General features: G+C 64.2%; 4 protein-coding genes. 2 read left to right on the top strand and 2 right to left on the bottom strand.

Annotated elements, in window-relative coordinates; genetic code table 11:
- Positions 1 to 121 precede the first annotated feature (121 nt).
- Positions 122 to 11971, bottom strand: coding sequence for a non-ribosomal peptide synthetase (locus FIV39_RS13085; RefSeq protein ID WP_090405600.1), 11850 nt, complete (start codon positions 11969 to 11971; stop codon positions 122 to 124).
- 3 nt (positions 11972 to 11974) lie between these two features.
- A complete protein-coding gene (locus FIV39_RS13080; protein ID WP_090405604.1) occupies positions 11975 to 26008 on the bottom strand; it encodes a non-ribosomal peptide synthase/polyketide synthase in 14034 nt (4677 codons plus the stop codon).
- A 256-nt stretch (positions 26009 to 26264) separates the two neighbouring features.
- Here FIV39_RS13080 and FIV39_RS13075 point away from each other — a divergent pair, with 256 nt between their 5' ends.
- Complete coding sequence (locus FIV39_RS13075) at positions 26265 to 26471, top strand: type II toxin-antitoxin system HicA family toxin (RefSeq protein ID WP_090405607.1); 207 nt, start codon at positions 26265 to 26267, stop codon at positions 26469 to 26471.
- On the top strand, positions 26468 to 26818 hold the full coding sequence (locus FIV39_RS13070) for a type II toxin-antitoxin system HicB family antitoxin (RefSeq protein ID WP_090405610.1): 351 nt from the start codon (positions 26468 to 26470) through the stop codon (positions 26816 to 26818). The genes FIV39_RS13075 and FIV39_RS13070 overlap by 4 nt, the downstream gene beginning before the upstream one ends.
- The last annotated feature ends 38 nt before the right edge of the window (positions 26819 to 26856 follow it).

The raw sequence follows: 26856 nt of genomic DNA, 5'->3' as shown, positions 1-26856 counted from the left end.
GGCGATCAACCAAAAGCCCGATGGAAGCGCTGCTTTCATCGGGCTTTTTTGTGCCCCGCCCTCCCCTGTCGCGAGGGAGCTTGCCCCCTCGCCACAGGTTCAGTGTTCATCATTTGAGGTGTTATTCCATGGCGGCCACCAGGCTACGGATGAACTCGGCACTGTCGATGATCCCGTCGTGATCAGTCTCGATCACCACTGAACGCTCGATCCGCCCCTGAACAAGGGTGCTTGCCATGTGCTGCTCGATTAGGTCCTTGAACTGCCCGGCGCGGCTCATGGACGCCCACCAGCAACTGACCGGGGCCTTGATCTGCTTGAAGTCCGCCGCCGATAGACGCTCACTGAGCGCGCGATCGACCTCCCAGGAAATCTGCGCCTCATTGCCACGCAGCAACTCGTCCTTGATACCGGTAAAGGCGTCGCCCAGGGTCTGCTCGGCCCAGGCGATAAATCCTTGCCATTGCCCCGCTTCGTCTTGGGCATCGCGCTGGCATTGCTGCCAGGCCGCCTGAATCCGCTCGGCAAACGCCGGGAACATCACGCCCAACAAGGCCGCACGCCGCTCGTTCGCCGAGACCTCACGGTCATCCTCGGTGACGACCGCCTGCCAATAAGGCGTGAGCCACTGCGGCGGCGCGGAGTCGATCCAGCCGACAAACTCGACGTCGCGTCCCGCTTGTTCCAGCACGTAGGCCACTTCCATCGCCAGGTTGCCACCCAACGACCAGCCTGCCAGGCGGAAGGCGCCTTGGGGCTGGGCCAACAGGAGTTGCTCGGCGTAATCCTCGACCATGGCTTGCCATTCGGGCACCTCTGCCCCCTCCTCTGTCAACGCACGACAGATCACCCCGAACACCGGACGCTGCTCCCGAAGCGCGAGGGCAATCGCGGTGTAGCAATGCACCGAACCGAAGCTTGGGTGGAACATGAACAACGGCGTGCCTTCGGTCTGGCTGTTGAGCTTGACGATCAACGAGCTGCGCGCGTCGCCCTGCAGGCAGTTGACCTGGCCACGTACCGTCGGGTTAAGCATCAACTGGCTGACGGACAAGCCGACACCGCTGACTTTACGGATACGCTCCTTGAGCATCAGCACCAGCAAGGAGTGACCGCCCAACTCGAAGAAGTTGTCGTTCAGCCCTACGCGCTCGACACCGAGGACATCACGCCAGATCGCCGCGACCTGCTGCTCGATAGCGCTTTGCGGGGCCTGATACGCGCCTGCACCTTGCGCCTCCGGTTTAGGCAACGCCTTGCGGTCCAGCTTGCCATTGGGGCTCAGCGGCATCTGTGTCAACACCACCCACTGCGCCGGCACCATGTAGTCCGGCAACTGCGCCGCCAGGTGCATCGTCACCTGTGCTTTCCAATCCTCGCTCGGCGCCTGCAGCACCAGGTAGCCCACCAGGTGCGTGCCGTCCACGGCGAGCACCGCCGCTTCACGCACACACGCGTGCTCCAGCAGGCGGGCCTCGATTTCACCCAATTCGATGCGCAAGCCACGCAGCTTGACCTGGTGATCGATGCGCCCGGCGTACTCGATCACCCCATTGTCGCGATAGCGCGCCAGGTCTCCGGTGCGATACAAACGGATGCCACTGCCGAACGGATCGGTCACAAAGCGTTCGGCGGTCAGCGCCGGCCTACGGTGATAACCGCGCGCCAGGCCGACGCCGCCCAGATAAAGTTCACCCAACACACCAACGGGTGCCGGTTCCAGGTTGCCGTCCAATACGTAGCAGCCCAGGTTGGCGATCGGCCGACCAATCGGCACGGCGTCACGCCCTTCGTCGACGCAGGTCCAGTGGGTCACGTCGATTGCCGCTTCGGTCGGCCCATACAGGTTGTACAAACCGGCATGTGGCAGCTTGGCGAACACCCGTTGCTGGGCATCCACAGGCAGCGCCTCACCGCTGCACACAATGCGCTGAAGGCTGTGACAGGCGCCGACGCCGGCATCCTGCAAGAAGGCCTGGAGCATGGACGGCACAAAGTGCAACGTCGTGACTTGCTCGGCGTTGATCAGGCTCACCAGCCTGGCCGGATCACGATGGTCGCCCGGCGCTGCCACCACCAGGCGCGCGCCGGTTATCAACGGCCAGAAGAACTCCCACACCGACACGTCGAAACTGAACGGTGTCTTCTGCAAGACCGTATCACTGCCCTCCAGGCCATACGCCTGCTGCATCCAGCACAGCCGGTTGGTCAGCGCCGAATGGCGGTTACCCGCGCCTTTGGGTTGGCCCGTGGAGCCCGAGGTGTAGATCACATAGGCGAGGTTTTCGCCATCGACGGTGACCTGCGGATTCTGCTCGGCGTAGGCCTGCAACCACTCATCGCCCTGCTCCAGCACCAGGCTATGCAAGCCCGTTGGAATCGGCAGTTGCTCCAGCAAATGCGCCTGGGTCAACAACAGCTTCACGTCGCTGTCTTGCAGCATGTAGGCCAATCGATCGCGGGGGTATTCCGGGTCCAGCGGCACATAAGCGCCACCTGCCTTGAGTACCGCCAGCAGGCCAACGACCATTTCAATCGAACGCTCAACCGCCAGCCCCACGAGGACATCCGGCCCAACGCCGGCCGCCATCAGGCGATGCGCCAGGCGGTTTGCCCGACGGTTAAGCGCGGCGTAACTCAACACCTGCCCGGCGAATACCAGCGCCGGTGCGTCCGGCGTGCGCACCACCTGGGCTTCGATCAGCTGATGCACCGCGAGGTGCAGCGGGTAGTCCGTGGCCGTGGCGTTCCAGGCATGCAGGACCGTTTCGCGCTCGGAACTGGCCAGCGAAGGCAACGTTGCCAGACGCTGTGCGCCGTCCACTGCCAATGCCTGCAACACCTGCTGGAAGTGCTCGGCCAACCGTTCGATATGCGCCGCGCTGAATGCCTGGCGGTCATAATTGAACTCCAGGCCCAAGGTGTCTCCGATGCCCAGCAAAACGGTCAACGGATAGTGGGTTTGCTCCAGGCTGTGGACGGCGCCAAACGTGAGCCCCGAAGGTGCGCCCTGCTCCAGCGCTTCGGACACCGGGTAGTTCTCAAACACCAGAATGCTGTCGAACAGCGCCTCGCCACCCAACCCGGCCCAACGCTGGATCTCGAACAGCGGCGTATGCTCCTGCTCACGCAAGCGCACGTTCTGCGCCTGGATCTGCTGCAGCCACTGGCTGACCGTCATCTGTGCATCCGGCGTGGCCACGACGGGCAAGGTGTTGATGAACAGACCGACCTGTTGTTCGATACCGCGCAATTGCGCCGGACGGCCTGCCACGGTGGCGCCGAACGCCACAGTGGACTGCCCGGTGTGATGCTGCAACAGCAGCAGCCAGGCGCTTTGCACCAGCGTATTGAGGGTGACTTTATTGCGCTGGGCGAAGGCCTTGAGCTGAGCGGTCTGGCTGGCGTCGAGGTTCAGACGATGCTCGCCGTTGACGGCCAGCGCCTCGCTGTGCGCAGCCTGTAGGCCACGGGCCAGGCGGGTTGGCTCTTGCAGGTTGAGCAGTTGCTCTTTCCAGAATGCCTCGCTGACCGACTTGTCCTGTGCCTGCAGCCAGGCAATGTAATCGCGGTAACGCCCGATGGGCGCACGCAACGGTTCACCGGCGTAATGTTGCAACACCTCGCCAAACAACTGCGAACCACTCCAGCCGTCCATCAAGATGTGGTGGTTGGTGTAGATCAAGTGATAACGGGACGCCCCCGTACGGACCACCGTCAGGCTCAGCAACGGCGCCTGTTCCAGCACGAACCCCTGGGCCCGCGCCGACTCGGCCAGGCTATCGAGTGCCGCACTGCTGCCGGGCCGATCTTGCCAGTCCAGCTCGGCGAACGGCATGCGCATCTGCTTGTAGACCACCTGCAACGGCTGCTCAAGCTCGGTCTGCCAGAGAAAACCGCTGCGCAGGATCTCATGGCTGTCGACCGCCGCCTGCCAGGCCTGGCGGAAGCGCGGTACATCCAGGCCCTCGACATCGATGCGCATCTGGTTGATGTAGTCACCCGAGCCTTCGCCGTACAGCGATTGGAACAGCATGCCTTGCTGCATCGGCGACAGCGGGTAAACGTCTTCGATGTCAGCCACCGTCACCGGCAAGCTGTCCAGTTGCGCCTGGGACAGGCGCGCCAGCGGGAAGTCCGAAGGCGTGACACCCTGGTTGACACCACAGTGCTCGATCAACGTCTTGAGTTCCGCGGCGTAGTCATCCGCCAGGCGTTGTACGGTCGCCTCATCGAACATCTGCTGGCTGAAGCTCCAGTTCAACTTCAATTCGCCCGCGTAGACCTGGCCGTTGATTTCCAACCAGTTGCCCAGCGGTGCCTCGGCACCTTGTTCGGCACCACTGCCATCACCGGAGGGGACGAACAAGCCTTCTTGTTCGCCGCCGTCAAAACTGCCGTCGAATTGCCCCAGGTAGTTGAAGGTGATGCGTGGGCGCGGCAGTTCACTCAGGGCCTGTTGAGCCTCGGCACTCCCCAGGTAACGCAGGGCACCAAAGCCCAGGCCCTTGTCGGGAATCGCACGCAGCTGCTCCTTGATCTGCTTGAGGGAGCCGGCCAGCGAATCGGTCGGCACCAGCTTCACCGGGTAGAGGCTGGTGAACCAGCCGACGGTACGGGTCAGGTCGATCTCGTCGAACAGATCTTCACGGCCATGGCCTTCCAGGCGGATCAACATCGACGCGTCACCGGTCCAGCGCACAACGACGCGCGCCAGTGCGGTCAGCAACAGGTCATTGATCTGGGTGCGATAAGCACTGGGGGCGTCCTGCAATAGACGCCGCGTGAAGACCTGATCCAGATGAGTGGTCACGCTTAGCGCATGCCGGTTGCTCAAGCTGGCCTGTGGATCGGCCCCCGGCAGGCCGGTGGGGCTGCCTTGCAACTGCGCCTGCCACCAGGCCAATTCCTGCGCCAGTGCGGCGCTGCGTGCATAGGTTTGCAGACGCTCGGCCCACGCCCGGGTCGCGCTGGTCTTGGCGGGCAACACGACCGTGGCACCTTGGGCAAGTTGGCGGTAAGCCGTTTGCAGGTCTTCCAGCAGGATGCGCCAGGATACGCCGTCCACCACCAAGTGATGAATCACCAGCAGCAAGCGCTGAGAGCCGTCGGCCAGGTCGACGAGCACTGCACGCAGCAGCGGCCCTTCGCTCAGGTCGAGGCTACGCTGGGCTTCCTCACCCAGGGCCTCCAACTCTTCGACCGCATTCAAGGTGGTCTGCCACAGGACATGCTCGGCCTGATGCTGCTGCGGCCCGCGATACGCCGCGCTCCAGCCTGCCGCGCCCTGGACGAAACCGATGCGCAGGGCGTCGTGATGCACGATCAAGGCTTGCAGCGCCGCCACCAGCAGCGGCGCCTGCAACGCCTGGTGTGGCTGTAGCACCACCGACTGGTTCCAGTGGTGACGCTGGGGGATGTCATCGGCGAAAAACGCCTGCTGGACGGGCAGCAACAACAACTCGCCGGTCAATGCCGACTGATCCAGCACCACCGCGCCCTCGCCTTCCCGGGCCACGGCCGCCAGGCTCTGGACCGTCTGGTGCTGGAACAGATCCTTGGGCGTGAAGCGCACACTGGCCTGGCGGGCACGGCTGACCACCTGGATCGAGATGATCGAGTCACCGCCCAATTCGAAGAAGTTATCGTGCAAACCAACACGTGGCAGACGCAGCACGTCGGACCAGATCGCGGCGATCTTCTGCTCTAGCTCACTCTGCGGCGCCACGTACACCTGCTGCATCTGGCTGACATCCGGGCGCGGCAGGCCCTTGCGGTCAAGCTTGCCGTTCGGCGTCAGCGGCATGCGCTCAAGGAACATCAGGTGCGTGGGCACCATATAGTCCGGCAAGCGGGTTTTCAGGGCGCGGCGCAGAGCTTCGCGGCAGGTCGACTGCGCCACTGCGTCGTCGATCAGCAACGGGTCGAGCGGCACTACATAGGCGACAAGTTGCTTGCCGCTCGGCCCTTCCTGGGCCACCACCACGGTTTCGCCGACACTGTCCTGCTCGCGCAAGCGCGCTTCGATCTCGCCCAGTTCGATACGGAAGCCACGGATTTTCACCTGATGGTCGACGCGACCGAGGTAATCCACCACGCCATCCGGACGGCCACGGGTCAGGTCGCCGCTGCGATACACGCGGCAGCCAGGTTTACCGAACGGGTCCGGCACGAAGCGTTCGGCGGTCAGTGCCGGACGTTCCAGGTAACCGCGGGCCACGCCCTCGCCGCCCAAGTACAACTCGCCGGCGACGCCGATGGGTTGCAGGTTGAGTTGCGCGTCCAGCACGTAGCCGCTGCGGTTGCCCAGCAACGTACCGATTGGTGCGTAGACGGCACCGCATGGATCGCCCTTGCGGGCCTTCCACAGCAGCGGTGTGACCACGGTTTCCGTCGGGCCGTAGCCATTGAACAGGTAGGTCGGCTTGAGCGCGCGCCATGCCAGGTCGTAGCTGGCCTGGGCGACAGCATCACCGCCGAAGCAGTAGACCCGAACCTTCGGAGGGTTGCCGTCACGCTCGGCATGTTCGGCCAGTTGTTGCAGGTACACCGGCGGGAACACGGCCATGGTCACGTTGTGACGGTGCATCTGCTCGTAGGTGTACTCGGGCAGCCACAGGCTGTCGTCACGGATCAGCACGCTGGCGCCGTTGATCAGCGGGTGCATCCAGCCTTCGTGGGCGCCGTCGAAGGCGAACGACATGAAGTGCAGTTCGCAATCGGCCGGCGACGTTTCATAGCGCTCGCCGGTGGCGATGATGTGCGCCACCAACGGGCCATGGGAGACCGCCACGCCCTTGGGCAGGCCGGTGGAGCCGGAGGTGTAGATCACGTAGGCGAGGTTGTCGCCGTCCAGCGCCACCTCGGGTGCGCTGTCGTCGTTAGCGGACCAGGCTTGCGTCTGGTCCACGGCAAGGGCTTCCAGGCCGTCTGGAATCGGCAAGCGCTGTTGCACCGTCGAATGGGTCAACAGCAATCGGGCACGGCTGTCCTGCATCATGTACAGCAGGCGATCACGCGGGTACTCGATATCCAGAGGCACATACACGCCACCGGCTTTCATCACCGCCAGGAACGCCACCATGCTCTCGGCGCTGCGCGGCATGGCAATCGCCACGCGCACTTCGGGGCCGACGCCACGGGCGATCAACGCATGGGCCAGGCGATTGGCCTGGCGGTCCAGCTCGCCGTAAGTCAGCTGTTGCTCGCCAAATTTCACCGCCACCGCCTCGGGGGTTTCCCCGGCGCGGTCGGCCACCAACTCGTGAACCAGACGCTTGACCGAAAAACCTGCGGCGCTCTGGTTCCACAGTTGAAGGATCTGTTGCCGTTCGGCGTTGTCCATCAGGTTTAAGTGGCTGAGATTCTGCCGTGGGTCGGCAACCATGCCTTGCAACAGGTTCTGCCAGTGTCGCGCCATGCGTTGCACGGTACTGGCCTCAAACAGGTCCTGGGCATAGCCGAGCGTGGCCCAGATACCTTCGGTGGACTCCTGGATATCCAAGTCCAGGTCGAAATGCGCCGTCTTGCTTTCCCATTCCTGCCCTTCTACCGAAAGATTCGGCAGTTGCTGCTGAACCTGAGCCTGGCCCACGTCGGTCTGGTGGTTGAACATTACTTGGAACAACGGGTTGTGGCTCAGGCTGCGCTCGGGTTGCAGCGCTTCCACCAGTTGTTCGAAGGGCAGGTCCTGGTGGGCCTGGGCGTCCAGCGCCCGTTGCCGGGCCTGTTGCAACAGCTGTTCGACGCTCATCTGGCCATGGAGATCGGCCTTGAGCACCTGAGTGTTGACGAAGAAGCCGATCAGACGCTCGGTCTCGCTGCGATTGCGGTTGGCGATCGGCACCCCGACACGGATCTCTTCCTGGCCACTGTAGCGGTGCAGCAGCGTCTGGAACGAGGCCAATAGCAACATGAACAAAGTCACGTCCTGCTGCTTGGCCAGGGCCTTGAGGCCTTGGGTCAACGCGCCGGGCAGTTCGAATGCCAGGCGCGCGCCACGATGGCTTTGCACAGCCGGACGCGGGTGATCGAACGGCAACGCCAACACGCTCTGTTCACCGCCGAGCATGTCGCGCCAATACGCCAGTTGACGGGCCTTCTCGCCCGCCTCCATCCAGCTGCGCTGCCATACGGCGTAGTCGGCGTACTGAATCGGCAGCGCCGGCCATTGCAACACCTGTCCCTGGCTGTAGGCCGCATACAGTTGCACCAGCTCTTCAACCATCAGCTGCATCGACCAGCCATCGGACACGATGTGATGCTGCACCAATACCAGTACATGTTCATCAGCGGCGATGCGCAGCAACGAAACCCGCAGCAAAGGCCCTTGTTCCAGATTGAAGGGTTGGGCTATTTCGGCCTCGACCCGCGCCTTGAGCTGCGCTTCATGCACCTCGGCGTGCGCTATCTGCAACGACACCTGCGGTGAAATTATTTGAACCGTGCGGTCGCGCTCCTGGCGCAAATGGGTGCGCAGGCTTTCATGCCGAGCCAGCAAGGTATCGAAACTGCGTTGCAGTGCACCCAAGTCAAGCTGCCCTTTCAAACGCAAGGCGCTGGGGATGTGGTACGCGGCGCTTTGCGGCTCCAGTTGCCACAAAAACCACTGGCGCTCCTGGGCGTAGGACAGCGGCAACGGCTGGTCCCGCCCTACCGGCAACAGCGCGGGCGCGGTCGGTGCGCCTGGGTCCCGGGTTGCCAGTGCGGCGACAAACCCATCCAGGCGCGGCTGTTCGAACAGCAACTTGAGCGGCACTTCGAGCTTCAATGCCTGGCGAATGCGCGAGACCACTTGCATGGCCAGCAGTGAATGCCCGCCCAGTTCGAAGAAGTGATGGGTCAGGCCCACACGCTCGACGCCAAGAATATCGGCCCAGATCGCCGCAACCTGCTGTTGCCGTGGCGTAACCGGTGCCTGCCAGGCCTGTTGCACCGCGCTGCCATCGGGTTTGGGCAGCGCCTGGCGGTCAAGCTTGCCGTTGGGGTTCAACGGCATGCGGTCGAGGAAGATCAGGTGCGCAGGCACCATGTAATCGGGCAGTTGCTCACGCAAGGTGGCCTTGAGCGTTTCGCCCGCCGCAGCATGTTCCGCCGCGGACAACGGCTGGGCCGGTACGAGGTAGGCCACCAACTGGTTGTCGGCGGCCAGCAGGAAGGCTTCGCGCACCGCCTCCTGGGCCAACAGCAGCGCTTCGATCTCACCCAACTCGATACGGAAACCGCGGATTTTGACCTGATGGTCGACGCGACCGACATATTCGATCACCCCGTCGGCGCGATAACGTGCCAGGTCACCGGTGCGGTAAAGACGCTCGCCCAGGGTGCTGAACGGGTCGGCGACAAAACGTTCGGCAGTCAGGCTCGGGCGTTGCAGGTAATCACGGGCCAGGCCACTGGCACTGGCAATGTACAGCTCACCCACGGCACCAACCGGCAACAGGTTAAGGTCACGGTCCAACACATACAGGCCGCGCCCCGGCAACGCGCGGCCAATCGGGCTGGCCGTCGCGCCAATCACGGCGTTGTCATCGCTGCAATCGAGCACGCTGGACACCACCGTGGCCTCGGTCGGCCCGTAGGTATTGAGCAGGCGTACATGCCCCAACCCCGCGCGCCGCCACAGCACCGGGCCATCCGGCGGCATCGCTTCGCCGCCGATATGCACCTGGCGCAATGCGCCATAAGGCCGTGGCCCCGCTGCCAGGCAATCCTGCAGGAACAGTTTCCAATAGGCCGTGGGCAAGTCGGCCAGGGTGATGCCTTGGTCGATAATCTGCCGGTACAGGTCCGCGCCGTCCCACAACTGCGGCCCGCGCAACACGACCGTCGCGCCCAAGGTCAGGGCCGGGTACAGCTGCTCGACAAAGCCATCGAAGTTAAGGGTCGCGAACTGCAGTACGCGGTCGTCCGCGACCAGGCGCGAATACTCGGCCGCGATACCGGCGAATTCGCTCAATGCCGCATGGCTGATGGCAACGCCTTTTGGCTTGCCGGTGGAGCCGGAGGTGTAGATGACGTACGCCAGGTTGCGGGGATCGAACGCGGTAGGCGGGTTGTGCTCGGCACACTGCGCCAACTGCGCGTCGGCCAGGTCGATGTCCAGCGCCGTCAGATCTGCCGGCAATGGCAAGCGATCGCGCAGGTGGGATTGGGTCAATACCAGATGCACGCCACTGTCATCGAGCATATGCACCAGGCGTTCACGCGGGTATTCAGGGTCAAGCGGCACGTAGGCACCACCCGCCTTGAGCACCGCCAACAGGCTGACCACCATGGCAAAGGAGCGCTCGACCGCGATCCCCACCAGCACTTCCGGGCCTACGCCCTGGGCGATCAGGTAGTGTGCCAGGCGATTGGCCTGGCGGTTCAGTTCACCGTAGCTGAGCGTTTGGTCATCCAAGGCCAGCGCCTGGCGCGCCGGATGTTCGCGGGCCTGGGCCTCGAACAACTGGTGCACGCCGTGCGGTGCCGCGACGGTGGCGGGGGCATTCCAGTCCTTGAGCATCCGCTGTTGTTCGGATGCATCGAGCATCGACAGCGCGCAAAGACGGCTGCGTGGCGCACTCACTGCCGCCTGGAGCAGGTTCTGCCAATGCTGCGCCAAGCGTTCGATGGTTGCGCTTTCGAACAGGTCGGTGGCATAGGTCAGCGCCGCCCAGAGGCCTTCGGCGGACTCATGGGTGTCCAGGCTCAGGTCGAAATGCGTGGTCTGGCTTTCCCAATCCAGCTCCGCCACCCGCAGGCCGGGTAATTGCTGGCCATCGCGTCCGCCCTGAGCGTCGGTCTGGTGGTTGAACATCACTTGGAACAGCGGGTTATGGCTCAGGCTGCGCTCAGGTTGCAGCGCCACCACCAGTTGTTCAAACGGCAAGTCTTGGTGCGCCTGGGCTTCCAGGGAGCGGCGCTTGGCCAGTTGCAGCAGTTCGGCAAAGCTCATCTGCCCGTCAAGGTCGGCCTTGAGCACTTGGGTGTTGACGAAAAAGCCGATCAGCCGCTCGGTTTCCACGCGGTTGCGGTTGGCATTCGGCACGCCGATGCGGATGTCCGACTGGCCGCTGTAGCGAAACAGCAGGGTCTGGAACGAGGCCAGCAACAGCATGAACGGGGTTACGCCCTCTTGCTGGGCCAGGCGCTTGATACCAGCCACCAGGTCCGCCGGCAGATGCACCTGCAAGCTGGCGCCGCGATGGCTTTGCTGCGCCGGGCGCGGATGGTCTAGGGGTAATTCCAGCACCGGTTGCTCACCGCCCAGCAGGTCCTGCCAGTAGGCCAATTGACGGACCTTCTCCCCGGCCTCCATCCAGCTGCGCTGCCACAGCGCGTAGTCGGCGTAGTGGATCGGCAAGCCCGGCAGTTGCACATCCTGGCCTTGGCTGTGCGCGGCGTAGAACTGCACCAGTTCCTCGACCATGACCTGCATCGACCAGCCATCGGAAATGATGTGGTGCTGCACCATCACCAGCACATGCTCGTCTTCGGCCAATTGCAGCAAGGTCACGCGCAACAGCGGCCCCGCCTGCAAATCGAAAGGCCGGGCTATCTCAGCTTCGACGCGCGCCATCAATTGCTGCTCGTCGGCAACGTCCTGGCGTATCTCGATGCGCGCCTCAGTCGCTACGTTTTGCAGCAGGCGCTCGCCGTCCTGTACCAGGCGTGTGCGCAGGCTTTCATGGCGGGCCAGCAGGCTGTCGAACGCGCGTTGCAGCGCCGCCAGGTCCAGTCGGCCCTGCAAACGCAGTGCGCCGGGAATATGGTAAGTGGCGCTTTCCGGGTCCAGTTGCCAGAGAAACCACTGGCGCTCCTGGGCGTAGGACAACGGCAGCATCTGGCCGTCCTCGCGGATCGAGGCAATCGGCAGCTGGGCGAAGCTCATGCCCCGGCTTTGCAGGCGCTGGTAAAACTGCTGGCGCTGTTCCAGAGGCAGACGAAGAAAGCGCGAAACCAGATCGATATTAGGGTTGGAAAGCATGGGTCAAATCGCCTCTAGTTCGCTCAAAAAGTCACGAAGGTCATCAAAATCTTCCGCAGTGCCTGCGCGGAAGGTGGCTGCGGCCTGGACATAGGCGCGCAGCGTTTCGGTCTGGAACACTTCCACCAACGGCACTTCCAGGCCCAGTTCGGCCTGGACCCGCGTGGTGATCTGGATCGCCAGCAACGAGTGGCCGCCGACTTCGAAGAAGTTGTCGTTCAGGCCCACTTGCGGCAGGCGCAATACCTCGGCCCAGATCGCGGCAATCTTCTGTTCAAGCTCGGTTTCAGGGGCCACATAGGCCTGTTGCAGCAGGCTGGCGTCCGGTTGCGGCAGGCCCTTGCGGTCGAGCTTGCCGTTGGGGGTCAGCGGCATTTGCGCGAGGAACATGAAGTACGTCGGCACCATGTAATCCGGCAGGCGGGTTTTCAGTGCACGGCGCAGGTGGTCGCGCAACTCGGCTTCGTTGACCTGGCTCGCATCCGCCGGCACCACGTAGGCCACCAGTTGCTTGCCGGTCGGGCCTTCCTGGGCCACCACCACGGTTTCACCGACGTTGTCCTGCTCACGCAAGCGCGCTTCGATCTCACCCAGTTCGATACGGAAGCCACGGATTTTCACCTGATGGTCGACGCGACCGAGGTAATCCACCACGCCATCCGGACGGCCACGGGTCAGGTCGCCGCTGCGATACACGCGGCTGCCCGGTTTACCGAACGGGTCCGGCACGAAGCGTTCGGCGGTCAGTGCCGGGCGCTCCAGGTAACCGCGGGCCACGCCCTCGCCGCCCAAGTACAACTCGCCGGCGACGCCGATGGGTTGCAGGTTGAGTTGCGCGTCCAGCACGTAGCCGCTGCGGTTGCCCAGCAACGTGCCAATCGGGGCGTAGACGGCGCCGCATGGATCGCCTCGACGGGCTTTCCACAGCAGCGGCGTGACCACGGTTTCGGTCGGGCCGTAGCCGTTGAACAGGTAGGTCGGCTTGAGCGCGCGCCAGGCCAGGTCGTAGCTGGCCTGGGCGACAGCATCACCACCGAAGCAGTAGACCCGAACCTTCGGCGGGTTGCCGCCACGCTCGGCATGCTCGGCCAGCTGTTGCAGGTACACCGGAGGGAACACCGCCATGGTCACGTTGTGACGGTGCATCTGCTCGTAGGTGTACTCGGGCAGCCACAGGCTGTCGTCTCGGATCAGCACGCTGGCGCCATTGATCAGCGGGTGCATCCAGCCTTCGTGGGAACCGTCGAAGGCGAACGACATGAAGTGCAGTTCGCAATCGGCCGGCGACGTTTCATAACGCTCGCCAGTAGCAATGATGTGCGCCACCAACGGCCCATGGGACACCGCCACGCCCTTGGGCATGCCGGTGGATCCCGAGGTGTAGATCACGTAGGCGAGGTTGTCGCCGTCCAGTTTTACATCCGGCGCAGTGTCGCCGTAATCGGCCCATTGCTCGGTGCGATCAATCGCCAGGCTGTCCAGGCCTTCGGGGATCGGCAGTTGCTGCAAGGCACTGGTGTGGGTCAGCAGCAACTGCGCGCGGCTGTCCTGCATCATGTACAGCAGGCGATCACGCGGGTACTCGATATCCAGCGGCACATACACGCCACCGGCCTTCATCACCGCCAGGAACGCCACCATGCTCTCGGCGCTGCGCGGCATGGCGATCGCCACACGCACTTCCGGGCCGACGCCACGGGCGATCAGGGCATGGGCCAGGCGGTTGGCCTGGCGGTCCAGCTCGCCGTAGCTGAGGGTTTGCGCGTCGAACTTCACCGCCACCGCGTGCGGGTTTTCCCGGGCACGGTCGGCCACCCGCTCATGCACCAGCCGCTCGGCGCTGAAGCCCGCGTCGGTCTGGTTCCACAGCTGCAGGATGTGTCGTTGCTCATCCTGGCCCAGCAGGTTGAGTTGGCTGATGGGTTGCTGTGGGTCGGCAACCATCGCCTGCAACAGGTTTTGCCAGTGGCCGGCCATGCGCTCAATAGTGGCTGGGGCAAACAGATCGGTGGCGTAGCCCAGGGATGCACGCAGGGTCGCCTGGCTTTCCTCCACATCCAGTGCCAGGTCGAACTGGGCCACGCCTTCATCCCAGCTCAGCACCTCGACGTCCAATTCGGTGAGGCGCTGCAGGTGATTGGCTGCCGAGGTCACGCGATGGTTGAACATCACCTGGAACAGTGGGCTCAGGCTCATGCTGCGCTCGGGCTGCAACGCTTCTACCAGTTGCTCGAACGGCAGGTCCTGGTGGGCCTGGGCTTCGAGGGAACGTTGGCGTACCTGTTGCAGCAGTTGCACAACGCTCATCTGCCCATGGATATCGGCCTTGAGCACCTGGGTATTGACGAAGAAACCGATCAGCCCCTCGGTTTCCAGGCGATTGCGGTTGGCAATCGGCACCCCGATGCGCACGTCTTCCTGGCCGCTGTAGCGGTGCAGCAACGCCTGGTAGGACGCCAGCAGTACCATCGGCAACGTCACTCCCGCGCCCTGCGCCAGGCGCCGCAAACCGGCCAAGAGCTGCGGTTGCAACTCGATACCCAGGCGTGCGCCACGATGGCTTTGCAGGGCCGGGCGCAGGTAGTCGAAAGGCAATTCCAGCACCGGCTGCACGCCACCCAACTGTTCACGCCAGTAGGCCAGTTGACGGGCCTTCTCTCCCGCCTCCATCCATTGGCGCTGCCACACGGCATAGTCGGCGTACTGGATCGGCAAGGCCGGCAGGGCTGGCGTCTGCCCGTGGCTGAAGGCGGCGTACAGTTGCACCAGCTCCTCGACCATCAGTTGCATCGACCAGCCATCGGAGACGATGTGGTGCTGCACCAGCACCAGCACATGCTCATCCTCGGCCAGGCGCAGCAGCTGGGCGCGCAGCAACGGCCCGCGCAGCAGGTCGAATGGCTGCGCAACGATGTCAGCCACCCGTGCCTTGAGGCCAGCTTCATCGGTGTCGACCAGATCGATTTCAATCAGGCCCGAGTCTTCAATCACTTGGACCGTACCGGCGGCGTCCTGGCGCACATGGGTGCGCAGGCTTTCATGGCGTGCCAGCAAGGTGTCGAAGCTGCGTTGCAGCGCCGCCAGGTCCAACGGGCCTGTCAAACGCAGGGCGCTGGGGATGTGGTACGCGGCGCTTTGCGGGTCGAGTTGCCACAGGAACCATTGGCGTTCCTGGGCATACGACAGCGGCAACGGCTGGCTGCGATCGGCCTTGAGCAGCGCCGGCGCGACCACGCCCTCCTCGCCCAGGGCCACCACGAAGTCACCCAGCAACGGGTGTTCAAACAGGGTCTTGAGCGCCACTTCAAGCGCCAGTGCCTGGCGTACCCGCGATACCACCCGCGTGGCCAGCAGCGAATGCCCGCCCAGCTCGAAGAAGTGGTCGTCGAGGCCGACCTGGGGTACGCCCAGCACCTCGGACCAGATCGCCGCGACCTGTTGTTCGCGCGGGGTGACGGCGGCCACATGGCTTTTCAGCAACAGGCGGGTATCGACCTTGGGCAAGGCCTTGCGGTCGAGCTTGCCGTTGGGGGTCAAGGGCAGGCTATCGAGGAACATCAGGTGCGCCGGCACCATGTAGTCCGGCAGACGCTCACGCAAGGCCGCTGTGTAGGCTTGCGCCGGCTGTGCCGCAGACGTCACCAGGTAGGCGATCAAGCGGTCGTTGTCGGCCAGCACCACGGCTTCGCGAACACCTTCATGCTCGCGCAGGCAGGCTTCGATTTCGCCCAGCTCGATACGGAAACCGCGCACCTTGACCTGATGGTCGACCCGGCCGATGTACTCCACCACGCCGTCGGCACGGTAGCGTGCCAAGTCGCCGCTGCGGTACAGGCGCTCGCCCGGCGCGCCGTAAGGGTTGGGCACGAAACGTTCGGCGGTGAGGGCTGGACGCGCATGGTAGCCGCGCGCCAGGCCGACGCCGCCGATCAGCAGTTCACCGGCCGCGCCCAACGGGCATGGGCTGAGCCCGGCATTGAGGATGAACAACGCGGTGTTGGCGATCGGTCGCCCAACCAAAGGTTGCGCCTCCAGCAGACGATGAGCCGCCGACCAAATGGTGGTTTCGGTGGGACCATAGAGGTTCCACACCGGGCCTTGCAGGTCGAGCATGCGCTGGGCCAGGTCGGCTGGCAGCGCTTCGCCGCCACACAGGCACTTGATGCCGCGCAGCAGGTCGGCACGCGGGCTTTCCAGCAGCATGCGCCAGGTGGACGGCGTGGCTTGCAGCACGCTGGCGGATTGGGCGACGACCAGGTCGATTATCGCCTCCGGGTCGAGCGCCAGTTCCTGGCCGCTCAGCAGCACAGTGGCGCCAACTGTCAGCGGCACGTACAGCTCCAGGGCAAAGATGTCGAACGAGAATGTCGTCAGCGACAGCACCCGCGCCTGCGCGCCGATGTCCAGGGTGCCGGCCATGCCGCAGGTAAAGCTGCACAGCGCCTGGTGCGGCACCATCACGCCCTTGGGCTTGCCGGTGGAGCCGGAGGTGTAGATCACATAGGCCAGGTGTTGTGGCGTGACGCTGACCTGCGGATTGTGTTCGTCACCGCCGGTGTCCTCGACCAAAAGCACCTGCAGGCCTTGCGGTTGCACCAGGCGCCCGATCAGCGGCGACTGAGTCAACAGCACCTGGGCGCGGCTGTCTTCGAGCATGAACGCCAGGCGATCCGCCGGGAATTGCGGGTCCAGCGGCACGTAGGCGCCACCGGCCTTGAGGGTCGCAAGCAGGCCGACCACCATGTGCAGGGAACGCTCCACATGCACCGCCACCCGCACGTCCGGGCCGACGCCCGCCGCGATCAGGCGATGGGCCAGGCGGTTGGCGCGGCGATTGAGTTCGCTGTAGCGCACGACCTCGCCGTTGAAGTGCAGCGCGATGGCGTGCGGCTGTGCCAGGGCTTGCGCTTCGAACAACTGGTGAACACAGCACTCGCGCGGGTAATCGACGGTCGTGTGGTTCCAGTCTTCGACCATCTGCTGCCATTGCGTCGTGCTGAGCATCGCCAGCTCGTCCAGGGCCTGGGAGGCATCGTTGACCACTGCGCGCAGCAGGTTCTGCCAGTGCACGGCCAGGCGCTCCAGGGTGGCGGCGTCGAACAGGTCGGTGGCGTAGGTCAGAGATGCCCAAAGGCCGTCGACGGACTCCTCGGTTTCCAGGTTGAGGTCGAACTGGGTCGTGTGACCGGCCCAATCCACCGGCTGCAGATCCAGGCCAGGCAGTTGCACCGGACCGGCGCGCAGGTTGTCCTGGTGATTGAACATCACCTGGAACAACGGGTTATGGCTGAGGCTGCGTTCCGGTTGCAGCGCTTCCACCAGTTGTTCGAACGGCAAGTCCTGATGGGCCTGGGCCTCCAGGGCACGCTGCTTGACCTGGGCCAGCAACTGCTCGAAGGGCATCTGCCCGTGCAGGTCGGCCTGGAGCACCTGGGTGTTGACGAAGAAGCCAACCAGACGCTCGGTTTCCAGGCGATTACGGTTGGCGATCGGCACCCCGACACGGATCTCGGCCTGGCCGCTGTAGCGGTGTAGCAAAGTCTGGAACGACGCCAGCAGGAGCATGAACAAGGTCACGTCCTGGCGCTGGGCGAGCGCCTTGAGTTCGGCCACCAGGGCGTTGTCCAGGTGTACCCGCCGACGCGCACCCCGATGGCTTTGCACCGCCGGGCGCGGGTGGTCCAGGGGCAGTTCCAGCACCGCGTGTTCGGTGCCCAGGCGTGCACGCCAGTAATCGAGTTGGCGTTGTTTCTCCCCGGCCGCCATCCAATCGCGTTGCCACACGGCATAGTCGGCGTACTGGATCGGTAATGCCGGCAACGGCGCCTGGCCTTGATACAGCGCCAGCAACTCATCGACCATCACTTGCATCGACCAGCCGTCGGAGATGATGTGGTGCTGGGTGATCACCAGCACATGGTGCGCGGCCGTGATCTCCAGCAGCATGACGCGCATCAGCGGGCCGTTGAGCAGGTCGAACGGGCGTTGGATTTCTTGCGCGACCGCCTGCTCGATGGCCGAGTCATGCACCTGCTGGCGTTGGATCAGCATCGCCAGGCTTGGCTGGATGACCTGCCAGGTGTGCTCAGCCTCTTCCACGAAGGTGGTCCGCAATGGTTCATGGCGTTGCACCAGGGCCTGGAACGCGTGCTCCAGTGCCGGGATATCCAGCTCACCGCGCAGGTGCAATGCGGTGGGTACGTGATAGGCGGCGCTGCCGGGGTCCAGTTGCCAAAGGAACCATTGGCGTTCCTGGGCGAAGGACAGTGCCAGTGGCCGATCACGCCCCACCGCCACCATCGGCCTTGCAGTGCCGGCCTGCACACCTGCGCAGGCCGCCGCGAACGCTTCCAGCGTCGGTTGCTCGAACAACGCTCGCAACGGCACTTCCAGCTGGAGGTCGTGACGCACGCGGGAGATCACCTGAGTGGCCAGCAACGAATGCCCGCCGCGCTCGAAGAAATGGTCATCGAGCCCCACCTGCTCGACGTGCAATACCGCTTGCCAGATCGCCGCCAACTGCATGTGCAGCGGGCTTTGAGGAGCGCGGTAGGCCTGCCGCGCCTGGCTCAGGTCCGGCATCGGCAGCGCGCGGCGGTCAAGCTTGCCGTTGTTGTTCAACGGCAAGGCATCGAGCACCAGCCAATGACCCGGCACCATGTAGTCCGGCAAGGACTCGCGCAAGGCCGCCGCCAGCGCCTGGGTATCCAGTGGCTGGCCGTGGGCCGCGACCACGTACGCCACCAACTGCGTGCCGGTGGCGCTCGGCTGCGCAACGACGGCAGCTTCGCGCACCCCCGGCAGGGCTTGCAGGCTGGCCTCGATTTCGCCCATTTCGATACGGAACCCGCGAATCTTCACCTGATGGTCGATACGCCCCACGTACTCCAGGGCGCCCGCCTCGTTGTAACGGGCCAGGTCGCCACTGCGGTAGAGCCGCGCACCGGGCACCGCCGAAAACGGGTCCGGGAGTAAGCGCTCGGCGGTCAACGCCGGGCGGTCGAAGTAACGCTGGGCCAGGCCGAACTCGGCGCCGATGCACAGTTCGCCAACGCCCTCGGTGGCCAACAGCTCGAAGCCGCTGTCGAGTACGTACAGCGAGCGGCCAGCGATCGCCCGGCCAATCGGCACGCCGAACGCATCACTGGCATCCGCCAGTTGGCAGTCATGCACGCTGGACACCACGGTGGCCTCGGTCGGCCCGTAGGTGTTGACCAGGCGCACGCCGCCCAGGCCGGCTGCGTGCCAGGCGCGCAGCCCTTCCACCGACATGGCCTCGCCGCCCACATGCACCTGGCGCAGGTTGCCCAGGGCGCGACCATCGGCCGCGCACTCCTTGGCCAGCAGGTACCAGTAGGCCGCCGGCAAGTCAGCCAGGGTCACGCCCTGCTCGACAATTTCCCGCGCCAATTGGCCGGCATCCCACAGTTCATCGCCACGCATGATCAACGCGGCGCCCACACACAGCGGCGGGTAGCACTGCTCGACAAAGCCGTCGAAACTGAAGGTCGCGAACTGCAGCACGCGGTCCTCTGCACACAGTTGGCTGTAGACCTCGGCGCTGTCGCAGAATTGGCCGAGGGCCGCATGGTCGATGGCCACGCCCTTGGGTTGGCCGGTGGAACCCGAGGTGTAGATCACGTACGCCAGATCGGCAGCCGCAGCGTGGGTGAGTGGGTTGCTGGCAGGGTAGCCGGCCAGCTCTGTACCGGAGGCGGTGAAGTCCAGGCGGGCCAGCCCTTGCGGCAGCGGCAGGTCGGCCAGTAACCCGGTTTCGCTGAGCAACAGGTCCAGGCGGCTGTCCGCCAGCATGTAGGCCAGGCGGTCGGCGGGATAGTTCGGGTCGAGGGGCACATAGGCCGCGCCGCTTTTGAGCACGGCGAGCAGGCTGACGATCAGTTGCGGGCCGCGCCGCGACGCCAGGCCCACGCGCTGGCCCGGGCCCACGCCCAGCGCCAGCAGACGATGGGCAAGCCGATTGGCACGGTCATTGAGCTGGGCATAGCTCAAGCGTGCTTCGCCAGCCTGTACTGCCAGCGCATGCGGTGTGGCAGCGGCCTGGGCCGCGATGCGTTGGTGCACGCGCGACTGGCGTTGGGCCGCGCCCGGTGATTGGCTGAGGGCAAGCACGTCGCATTGTGCGGTGGCGTCAAGCAATTGCAGGTTGCCAAGCGGCGCCTGGGCATCGGTGAGCAACTGCACCAGCAGGTGGTGCAGGTTGGCGCTCAAGCGGGCGACCTGTTCAGCGCTGAAGCGGGCCCGATCGTAACTGAACTCCAGACGCAGGCTGGCCCCCAACTCAATGCCCAGGGTCAGCGGGTAATGGGTGCGTTCATGGTTGTGCATACGGCCAAACGTCAGGCCCGCGGGCGCGCCCTGCTTCAGGGCCTCGGCCACCGGGAAGTTTTCGAACACCAGCAAGGTGTCGAACAATGCGCCCTGCTGGCCGGCCCACCCCTGGATGTCGTACAGCGGCACATGCTCATGGTCGCGCAGGCCGAGATTCAGGGCTTGCAACTCGTTGAGCCATTGGGCCGCCGGTTGGGCTGGGGAAGGCGTACTGACGATGGGCAACGTGTTGATAAACAGGCCCAGTTGCTGCTCGATCCCCGGCAGCGGTGCCGAACGCCCGGCGACGGTGGCGCCGAAGGCCACGCAATCCTGACCGGTGTAGCGCTGCAGCAACAGGCTCCACGCCCCTTGCAGCACGGTATTGAGGGTGATTTTCTGGCGACGGGCGAACTCGCCGAGAGCCTGTGTGAACTCGCCCTCGAGGATCAATTGATGCTCAGCCGTGCCCATGCCATCGCCCGGCGCGCGCAGCGCTTGCGCGAGCAAGGTAGGTGTTTGCAACGGCGCCAGGGCGGCTTTCCAGAACGTCTCACCCGAGGCTTGCTGTTGCAGCCAGCCCAGGTAATCGCGGAACTGCCCCAGCGGCGCGGGCAAGGCCTGGCCGGCATAGTGGGCGAGGACTTCACCCAGCAACTGGGCGTTACTCCAGCCGTCCATAAGGATGTGGTGGCTGGTGAAGATCAGGTGCCAGGCGTTACCCGCACCCCGCACCAGCATCAGGCGAAACAGCGGCGCAGCATTGAGCGCGAAGCCCTTCTCGCGTTCAGCCTCGGCAAGCGCATCGAAGTCGGCATCGATGTCTTCGATCACGTGCAACTGCACGTCGACCTGACGCTGGATCACTTGATGCGCACTGTCCAGGCCCAGCCAGTGGAAGCTGCTGCGCAGGATGTCATGGCGGTCCAGTGCAGCCTGCCAGGCGCGGCCGAAAGCCAACAGGTCGAGGCCGTCGATATCCAGGCGCAACTGGTTGATGTACGCCTGGGCTTCTGGTTCGTAGAGGGTATGGAACAACATGCCCTGCTGCATCGGCGACAGCGGATAAAGATCGGCAATCGCCGGCCCCGCCACGGGCAACGCATCCAGTTGCTGTTGGGTCAAGCGGGCCAGCGGGAAGTCCGAAGGGGTAACCTGCCCTGCCGGGGTGGCTCGGCAATGCTCAATCAAGGCCTTGAGCTCTGCCGCGTAGTCATCCGCCAACTGCTGCACCGTCGACGCCTCGAACATCTCGCGGCTGAAGCCCCATTGCAGCGCCAGTTCACCGCCGTACACCTGCCCTTCGACCGTCAGCCAGTTGGCCAGCGGAGCCTCGGCATCCTGAGCCTGACCGCTGCCATGGGGGGCCGGAACAAACAGCGCGGACTCGTTGAACTGACGGTCGAACTGGCCCAGGTAGTTGAAGGTGATGCGTGGCGCGGCCAGGTTCGCCAAGGCTTCGCGGGCCGCAGGCGGGCCGAGGTAGCGCAGCAGGCCATAGCCGATACCTTTGGCGGGCACGGCGCGCAGTTGCTCCTTGACCGACTTGATCGCGGCCGACAGCTCGCCGTCGGCGTGCAGGCGCACCGGGAACAGGCTGGTGAACCAGCCCACGGTGCGGGTCAGGTCGACGCTGTCGAACAGGTCTTCGCGGCCATGGCCTTCCAGTTGGATCAGTGCGGCGTTCTGGCCGCTCCAGCGGCTGACCACGCGCGCCAGGGCCGTGAGCAACAGGTCGTTGACCTGGGTGCGGTAGGCCGCCGGTGCGTCCTGGAGCAGTTGACGGGTGTGTTCGGCATCAAGGCGGATTTCGAGCTTGCTGCCCAAGCGGTTTTGCAGGCCGCCGTGGGGGTTGTCGCACGGCAAGTCCGTGTCCATCGACTGTGCCTGCCAGTACGCCAACTGGTGGTCCAGCGTGCGGGCATGGGCTTGCAACTGTTCGGCCCACAGCTGATAGGCGCTGGTTTTGGCCGGCAACGATGCCTTGTGGTAAGCCTGTTGCAGGTCTTCCAGAACGATGCGCCAGGACACGCCATCGACCACCAGGTGATGGATCACCAGCAGCAGGCGCTGGCTGCCATCGGCCATGCTCACCAACGCGGCACGCAGCAGCGGGCCTTGCTCGAGGTCGAGGCTGCGCTGGGCCTCATCGCACAGCGCCGCCAGCTCATCGTCGCTGCTGGCGTGGGTTTGCCACAGGCCCGGCTCGGTGACTGGCGCGGCATAGTCTTGCTGCCAAGCGTCGGCCCGCTGCACAAAACGCAGGCGCAAGGCGTCGTGATGGTTGATCACCTGGGTCAGGGCGGCTTCCAGGCGTGCCGGTTCCAACAGCTCGCGCGGGGTCAACAGCAACGATTGGTTCCAGTGCTGACGCGCGGGGACCGCCTGGGCGAAAAAGCCTTGCTGCACCGGCGTCAGGATCACCTCGCCGCTGGCGGGGCCTTGGTCGATAACGCTGGCTTGCTCGAAGCTTGCCACCAACGCCAGGCTGCGCACGCTCTGGTACTGGAACAGGTCGCGCGGGCTGAGGCGAATCCCCGCCTGGCGCGCGCGGCTGACCACCTGGATGGAGATGATCGAGTCGCCGCCCAGCTCGAAAAAGTTGTCGTCCAGGCCGACCTGCTCGACGCCGAGCACATCGCGCCAGATCGCCGCCAGGGCTTTTTGCAGGGTATTTTCCGCAGCGACATACGCCTGTTGCGGCGCCGTATCGGGCACTGGCAGGGCTTTGCGGTCGAGCTTGCCGTTGGCGGTCACCGGCAGCTTGGCCAGGTGCACCATATGGGTCGGCACCATGTATTCCGGCAGACTGCTGAGCAGCCAGGCCTTGAGGTCGGTGGGCGCCTCGCCCTCCAGCACCAGATAGGCCACCAATTGCTTGCCGCCGTGTACCAGCACCACCGCCTCACGCACGCCTGGGTGCTGCATCAACCGCGTCTCGATTTCGCCCAGTTCTATGCGCAGCCCGCGCAGCTTGACCTGGTGGTCGAGGCGGCCAAGGTAGTCGATCACACCGTCGTCACGCTGGCGCACGCGGTCGCCGGTGCGGTACAGGCGCGCGCCGTCACCGAAGGGGCTGGGTACAAAACGTTCGGCGGTCAGCGCCGGACGGCGATGATAACTGCGCGCCAGGCCGGTGCCGCCCAGGTACAGCTCGCCGGACACGCCGGCAGGCACCGGGTTGAGCTGCGCATCGAGCACGTAGGTGCCGAGGTTGGCAATCGGACGGCCAATCGGCACGCTGTCACGGCCTTCATCGATGCAAGTCCAGTGGGTCACGTCGATGGCCGCTTCCGTCGGGCCGTAGAGGTTGAACAAACCGGCCTGGGGCAGCTTGGCGAACACTTGCAATTGCGCGTCCAGGGGCAAGGCTTCGCCGCTGCACACGATGCGCTTGAGGCTTACGCAGGCCTGCACGCCCGGCTCATGGATAAACGCCTGGAGCATCGACGGCACGAAGTGCAAGGTGGTGATCGCGTGCTCGCCGATGGTCGCGATCAGCCGCGCCGGCTCGCGGTGTTCGCCAGGGGCTGCAACCACCAGGCGGGCGCCGGTCATCAGCGGCCAGAAGAACTCCCACACCGACACGTCAAAGCTGAACGGGGTTTTCTGCAGCACCGCGTCACTGGCATCGAGGCCGTAGGCCTGCTGCATCCAGCACAGGCGATTGACCAGTGCGCGATGGCTGTTGCCGGCGCCCTTGGGCTTGCCGGTGGAGCCGGAGGTGTAGATCACATAGGCGAGGTTCAGCGCATGGATGTCGACCACGGGCGCTGCAACGCTGTAACCGTCGAGCCAGCCTGGCGCCTGGTCGAGGAGCATCACCCGGATGCCTTCGACAGGCAGCAGCGGCAGCAGGCTGTGCTGGCTGAGCAGCAGCTGGATGCCGCTGTCTTCGATCATGTAGGCCAGGCGTTCCTGGGGGTATTCGGGGTCGAGCGGGACATAGGCGCCGCCGGCCTTGAGAATGGCCAGCAGGCCGATGACCATTTCCACCGAACGTTCGACGCAGATCCCCACCAACGCATCGGGACCAACACCCTGTTCGCGCAAGGCATGGGCCAACTGGTTGGCACGGGCGTCGAGCTGGGCGTAGGTCAGCGTGACAGCACCGAACAGCAACGCCGGCGCATCAGGCGTGGCCCGGACCTGGTCTTCGATCAACTGATGTATGCCGCGCTCGGTCGGATACGCCTGCGCGGTCTGGTTCCAGGCGTTGACCACTGTGTGCAGGTCTTCGGCGGCCAGCATCGGCAACTCGCCGATGCGCTGTTCGCCATCGGCGACCATGGCCTGCAACAGGCTGATCCAGTGGCGTGCCATTCGCGCGATGGACGCCGCGTCGAACACGTCATTGGCGTAGGTCAGCGCGGCGTGCAGGGTGCCGGATTTTTCATAGGTGTCGAGCGTCAGGTCGAACTGGGTAGTGCGGCCTTGCCATTCCACCAAGGCCAGTTCCAGGCCGGAGGCGGTGCTGACCGATGCTATATCGGCCACCACCGGCTGATGGTTGTACATCACCTGGAACAGCGGCGTATGGCTGAGGCTGCGCTCGACTTTGAGGGCTTCCACCAGGCGCTCGAACGGCAATTCCTGATGAGCCTGGGCGCCGAGGGCGTGCTCCCGGATGCCTTGCAGCAACTCGCCAACGCGGGTTTGCCCGGTCAGTTCGGTGCGCAGTACCTGGGTGTTGACGAAGAACCCGATCAACCCTTCGACTTCACTGCGGTTACGGTTGGCAATCGGCACGCCGACGCGGATATCGCCCTGGCCGGTGTAGCGATGCAGCAACACATTGAAGGCGCCGAGCAGCAGCATGAACAGGGTGACGTTGTGCTGTTGCGCGCAGGTGCGCAACTGCGCGGCCAGCACCGGGTCAATCGCGAAGTTGTGGCGGGTGCCCTGATAGCTGGGCATGGCTGGGCGCGGGCGGTCCGTTGGCAGTTCCAGCACCGGGTGCTCATCCCCCAGGCGCGCCTGCCAGTATTCCAATTGACGGGCCTGCTCCCCCGCTTCCAGCCAGCGGCGCTGCCACAAGGCGTAGTCGCTGTACTGGATCGGCAGCGCCGGCAATTTCGCCGCTTCGTTGCGCTCGTGGGCGTCGTAAAAACGGATGAACTCGTCGATCAGCACGTTCATCGACCAGCCATCGGAGACGATATGGTGCAGGGTCAGCAGCAGCACGTGCTCCTGGGCATCGAGCTTGAGCAGTTGCACGCGCAGCAGCGGGCCGTGCTCGAGGTCGAACGGCAACAACGATTGGCGGGTGGCCGCGTCGTTGACGGCGTGCTCGCGTTCGGCCGGGGCCAACCTCGTTAGATCGAGCTGGTCAATGGCCAACGACGGCGCTACGGCGACCTGCATCAAGCGTTCATCGGCCTGGCGCTGGAACACCGTGCGCAGGGTTTCGTGCCGAGCCACCAGGCTGGCGAACGCCTGCTCCATGGCGCCAAGGTTCAGCGCGCCTTTGAGCCGCACGGCGCCCGGCAGATTGTAGGCGCCGCTGCTCGGGTCCAATTGCCACAGAAACCACATGCGCTGTTGCGCGTAGGACAGCGCCTGGCGGTCCTCCGCCTCCACGCCGGCCGGAATCGGAAACCGCGAAAAATCCACCCCTTCTTTCTGCAATGCCTGCAGGAACAGCTGGCGTTTTTCCAGGGGCAACCCGATAAACCGGCGAGCAAGTTTCAAGGAGTCTTCAGCATTCATTTGTTGGAGTCCGGAGCAATAGGCAGGAAGCACAAAGGCACGTCGTCCCTATAAAACGAACCGGAGAGGGAAAAATTAGCGGGGGATGGGCGGCGTAGAGCGAGCTGTCATCAGGGGTTACATCAATCCCCGGGAAAGACACACAAACCCCAGCTAGCATTGACGAACACCACTTTTTTGCAACTACATTTAGTTACACGCAGGGAACGCCGGGTCCAAAAATGAAAAGCTGCTCGCCAAATTGCTCAACGAGCAGATGGCATTTACCTGGCCAGAGCTCGTCACGCTGCTGCGTCGTCTTGGCTACACACAGATTGAGGGGGCTGGAAGCCGCGTCAAGTTCGACATCGGCGATCCGAGCACAATGATCACTTTGCACAAGCCTCATCCCGGCAACGAACTCAAACACTACATTCGGCGCCAGATCATCGAACAATTGAAATCAGGAGAACTGATTCAGTGAACAACCAACTGAAACACAATGGCTACATCGGCTCTATCGAAGCCAGCCTCGAAGACAACTGCCTGTTCGGCAAGATCCTGTTCATCAAGGCACTGGTGAGCTACGAAGGCAAAACCGTCGCCGAACTGGACGCTGCATTTCGCGAAGCTGTGGACGACTACCTCACTACCTGCCAGGCCCTTGGGCAAACACCGGAGAAGCCGTGCAAAGGCTCTTTTAACGTGCGGGTCGGCCACGACCTTCATCTTGCCGTCGCCCTTGAAGCGACACGTAAAAAGGTGACCCTGAACGACTTGACGCGCCAGGCGCTGAACGAATTCCTGCAACATCACCGAGCGGACTCCTGACCCGTGATTGGCTGACGTTTCATTGTGGGTTGTGACGC

It is taken from the genome of Pseudomonas grimontii, from assembly GCF_007858185.1.
In the GTDB taxonomy this organism is placed as follows: domain Bacteria; phylum Pseudomonadota; class Gammaproteobacteria; order Pseudomonadales; family Pseudomonadaceae; genus Aquipseudomonas; species Aquipseudomonas grimontii.
This window is presented reverse-complemented; position numbering and strand designations above follow the sequence as displayed.

Bases quoted from the DNA above. Each gene is read 5' to 3' on its own strand.
- FIV39_RS13085 (WP_090405600.1), bottom strand. From the start codon at position 11,971: ATGCTTTCCAACCCTAATATCGATCTGGTTTCGCGCTTTCTTCGTCTG.
- FIV39_RS13080 (WP_090405604.1), bottom strand. From the start codon at position 26,008: ATGAATGCTGAAGACTCCTTGAAACTTGCTCGCCGGTTTATCGGGTTG.
- FIV39_RS13075 (WP_090405607.1), top strand. From the start codon at position 26,265: ATGGCATTTACCTGGCCAGAGCTCGTCACGCTGCTGCGTCGTCTTGGC.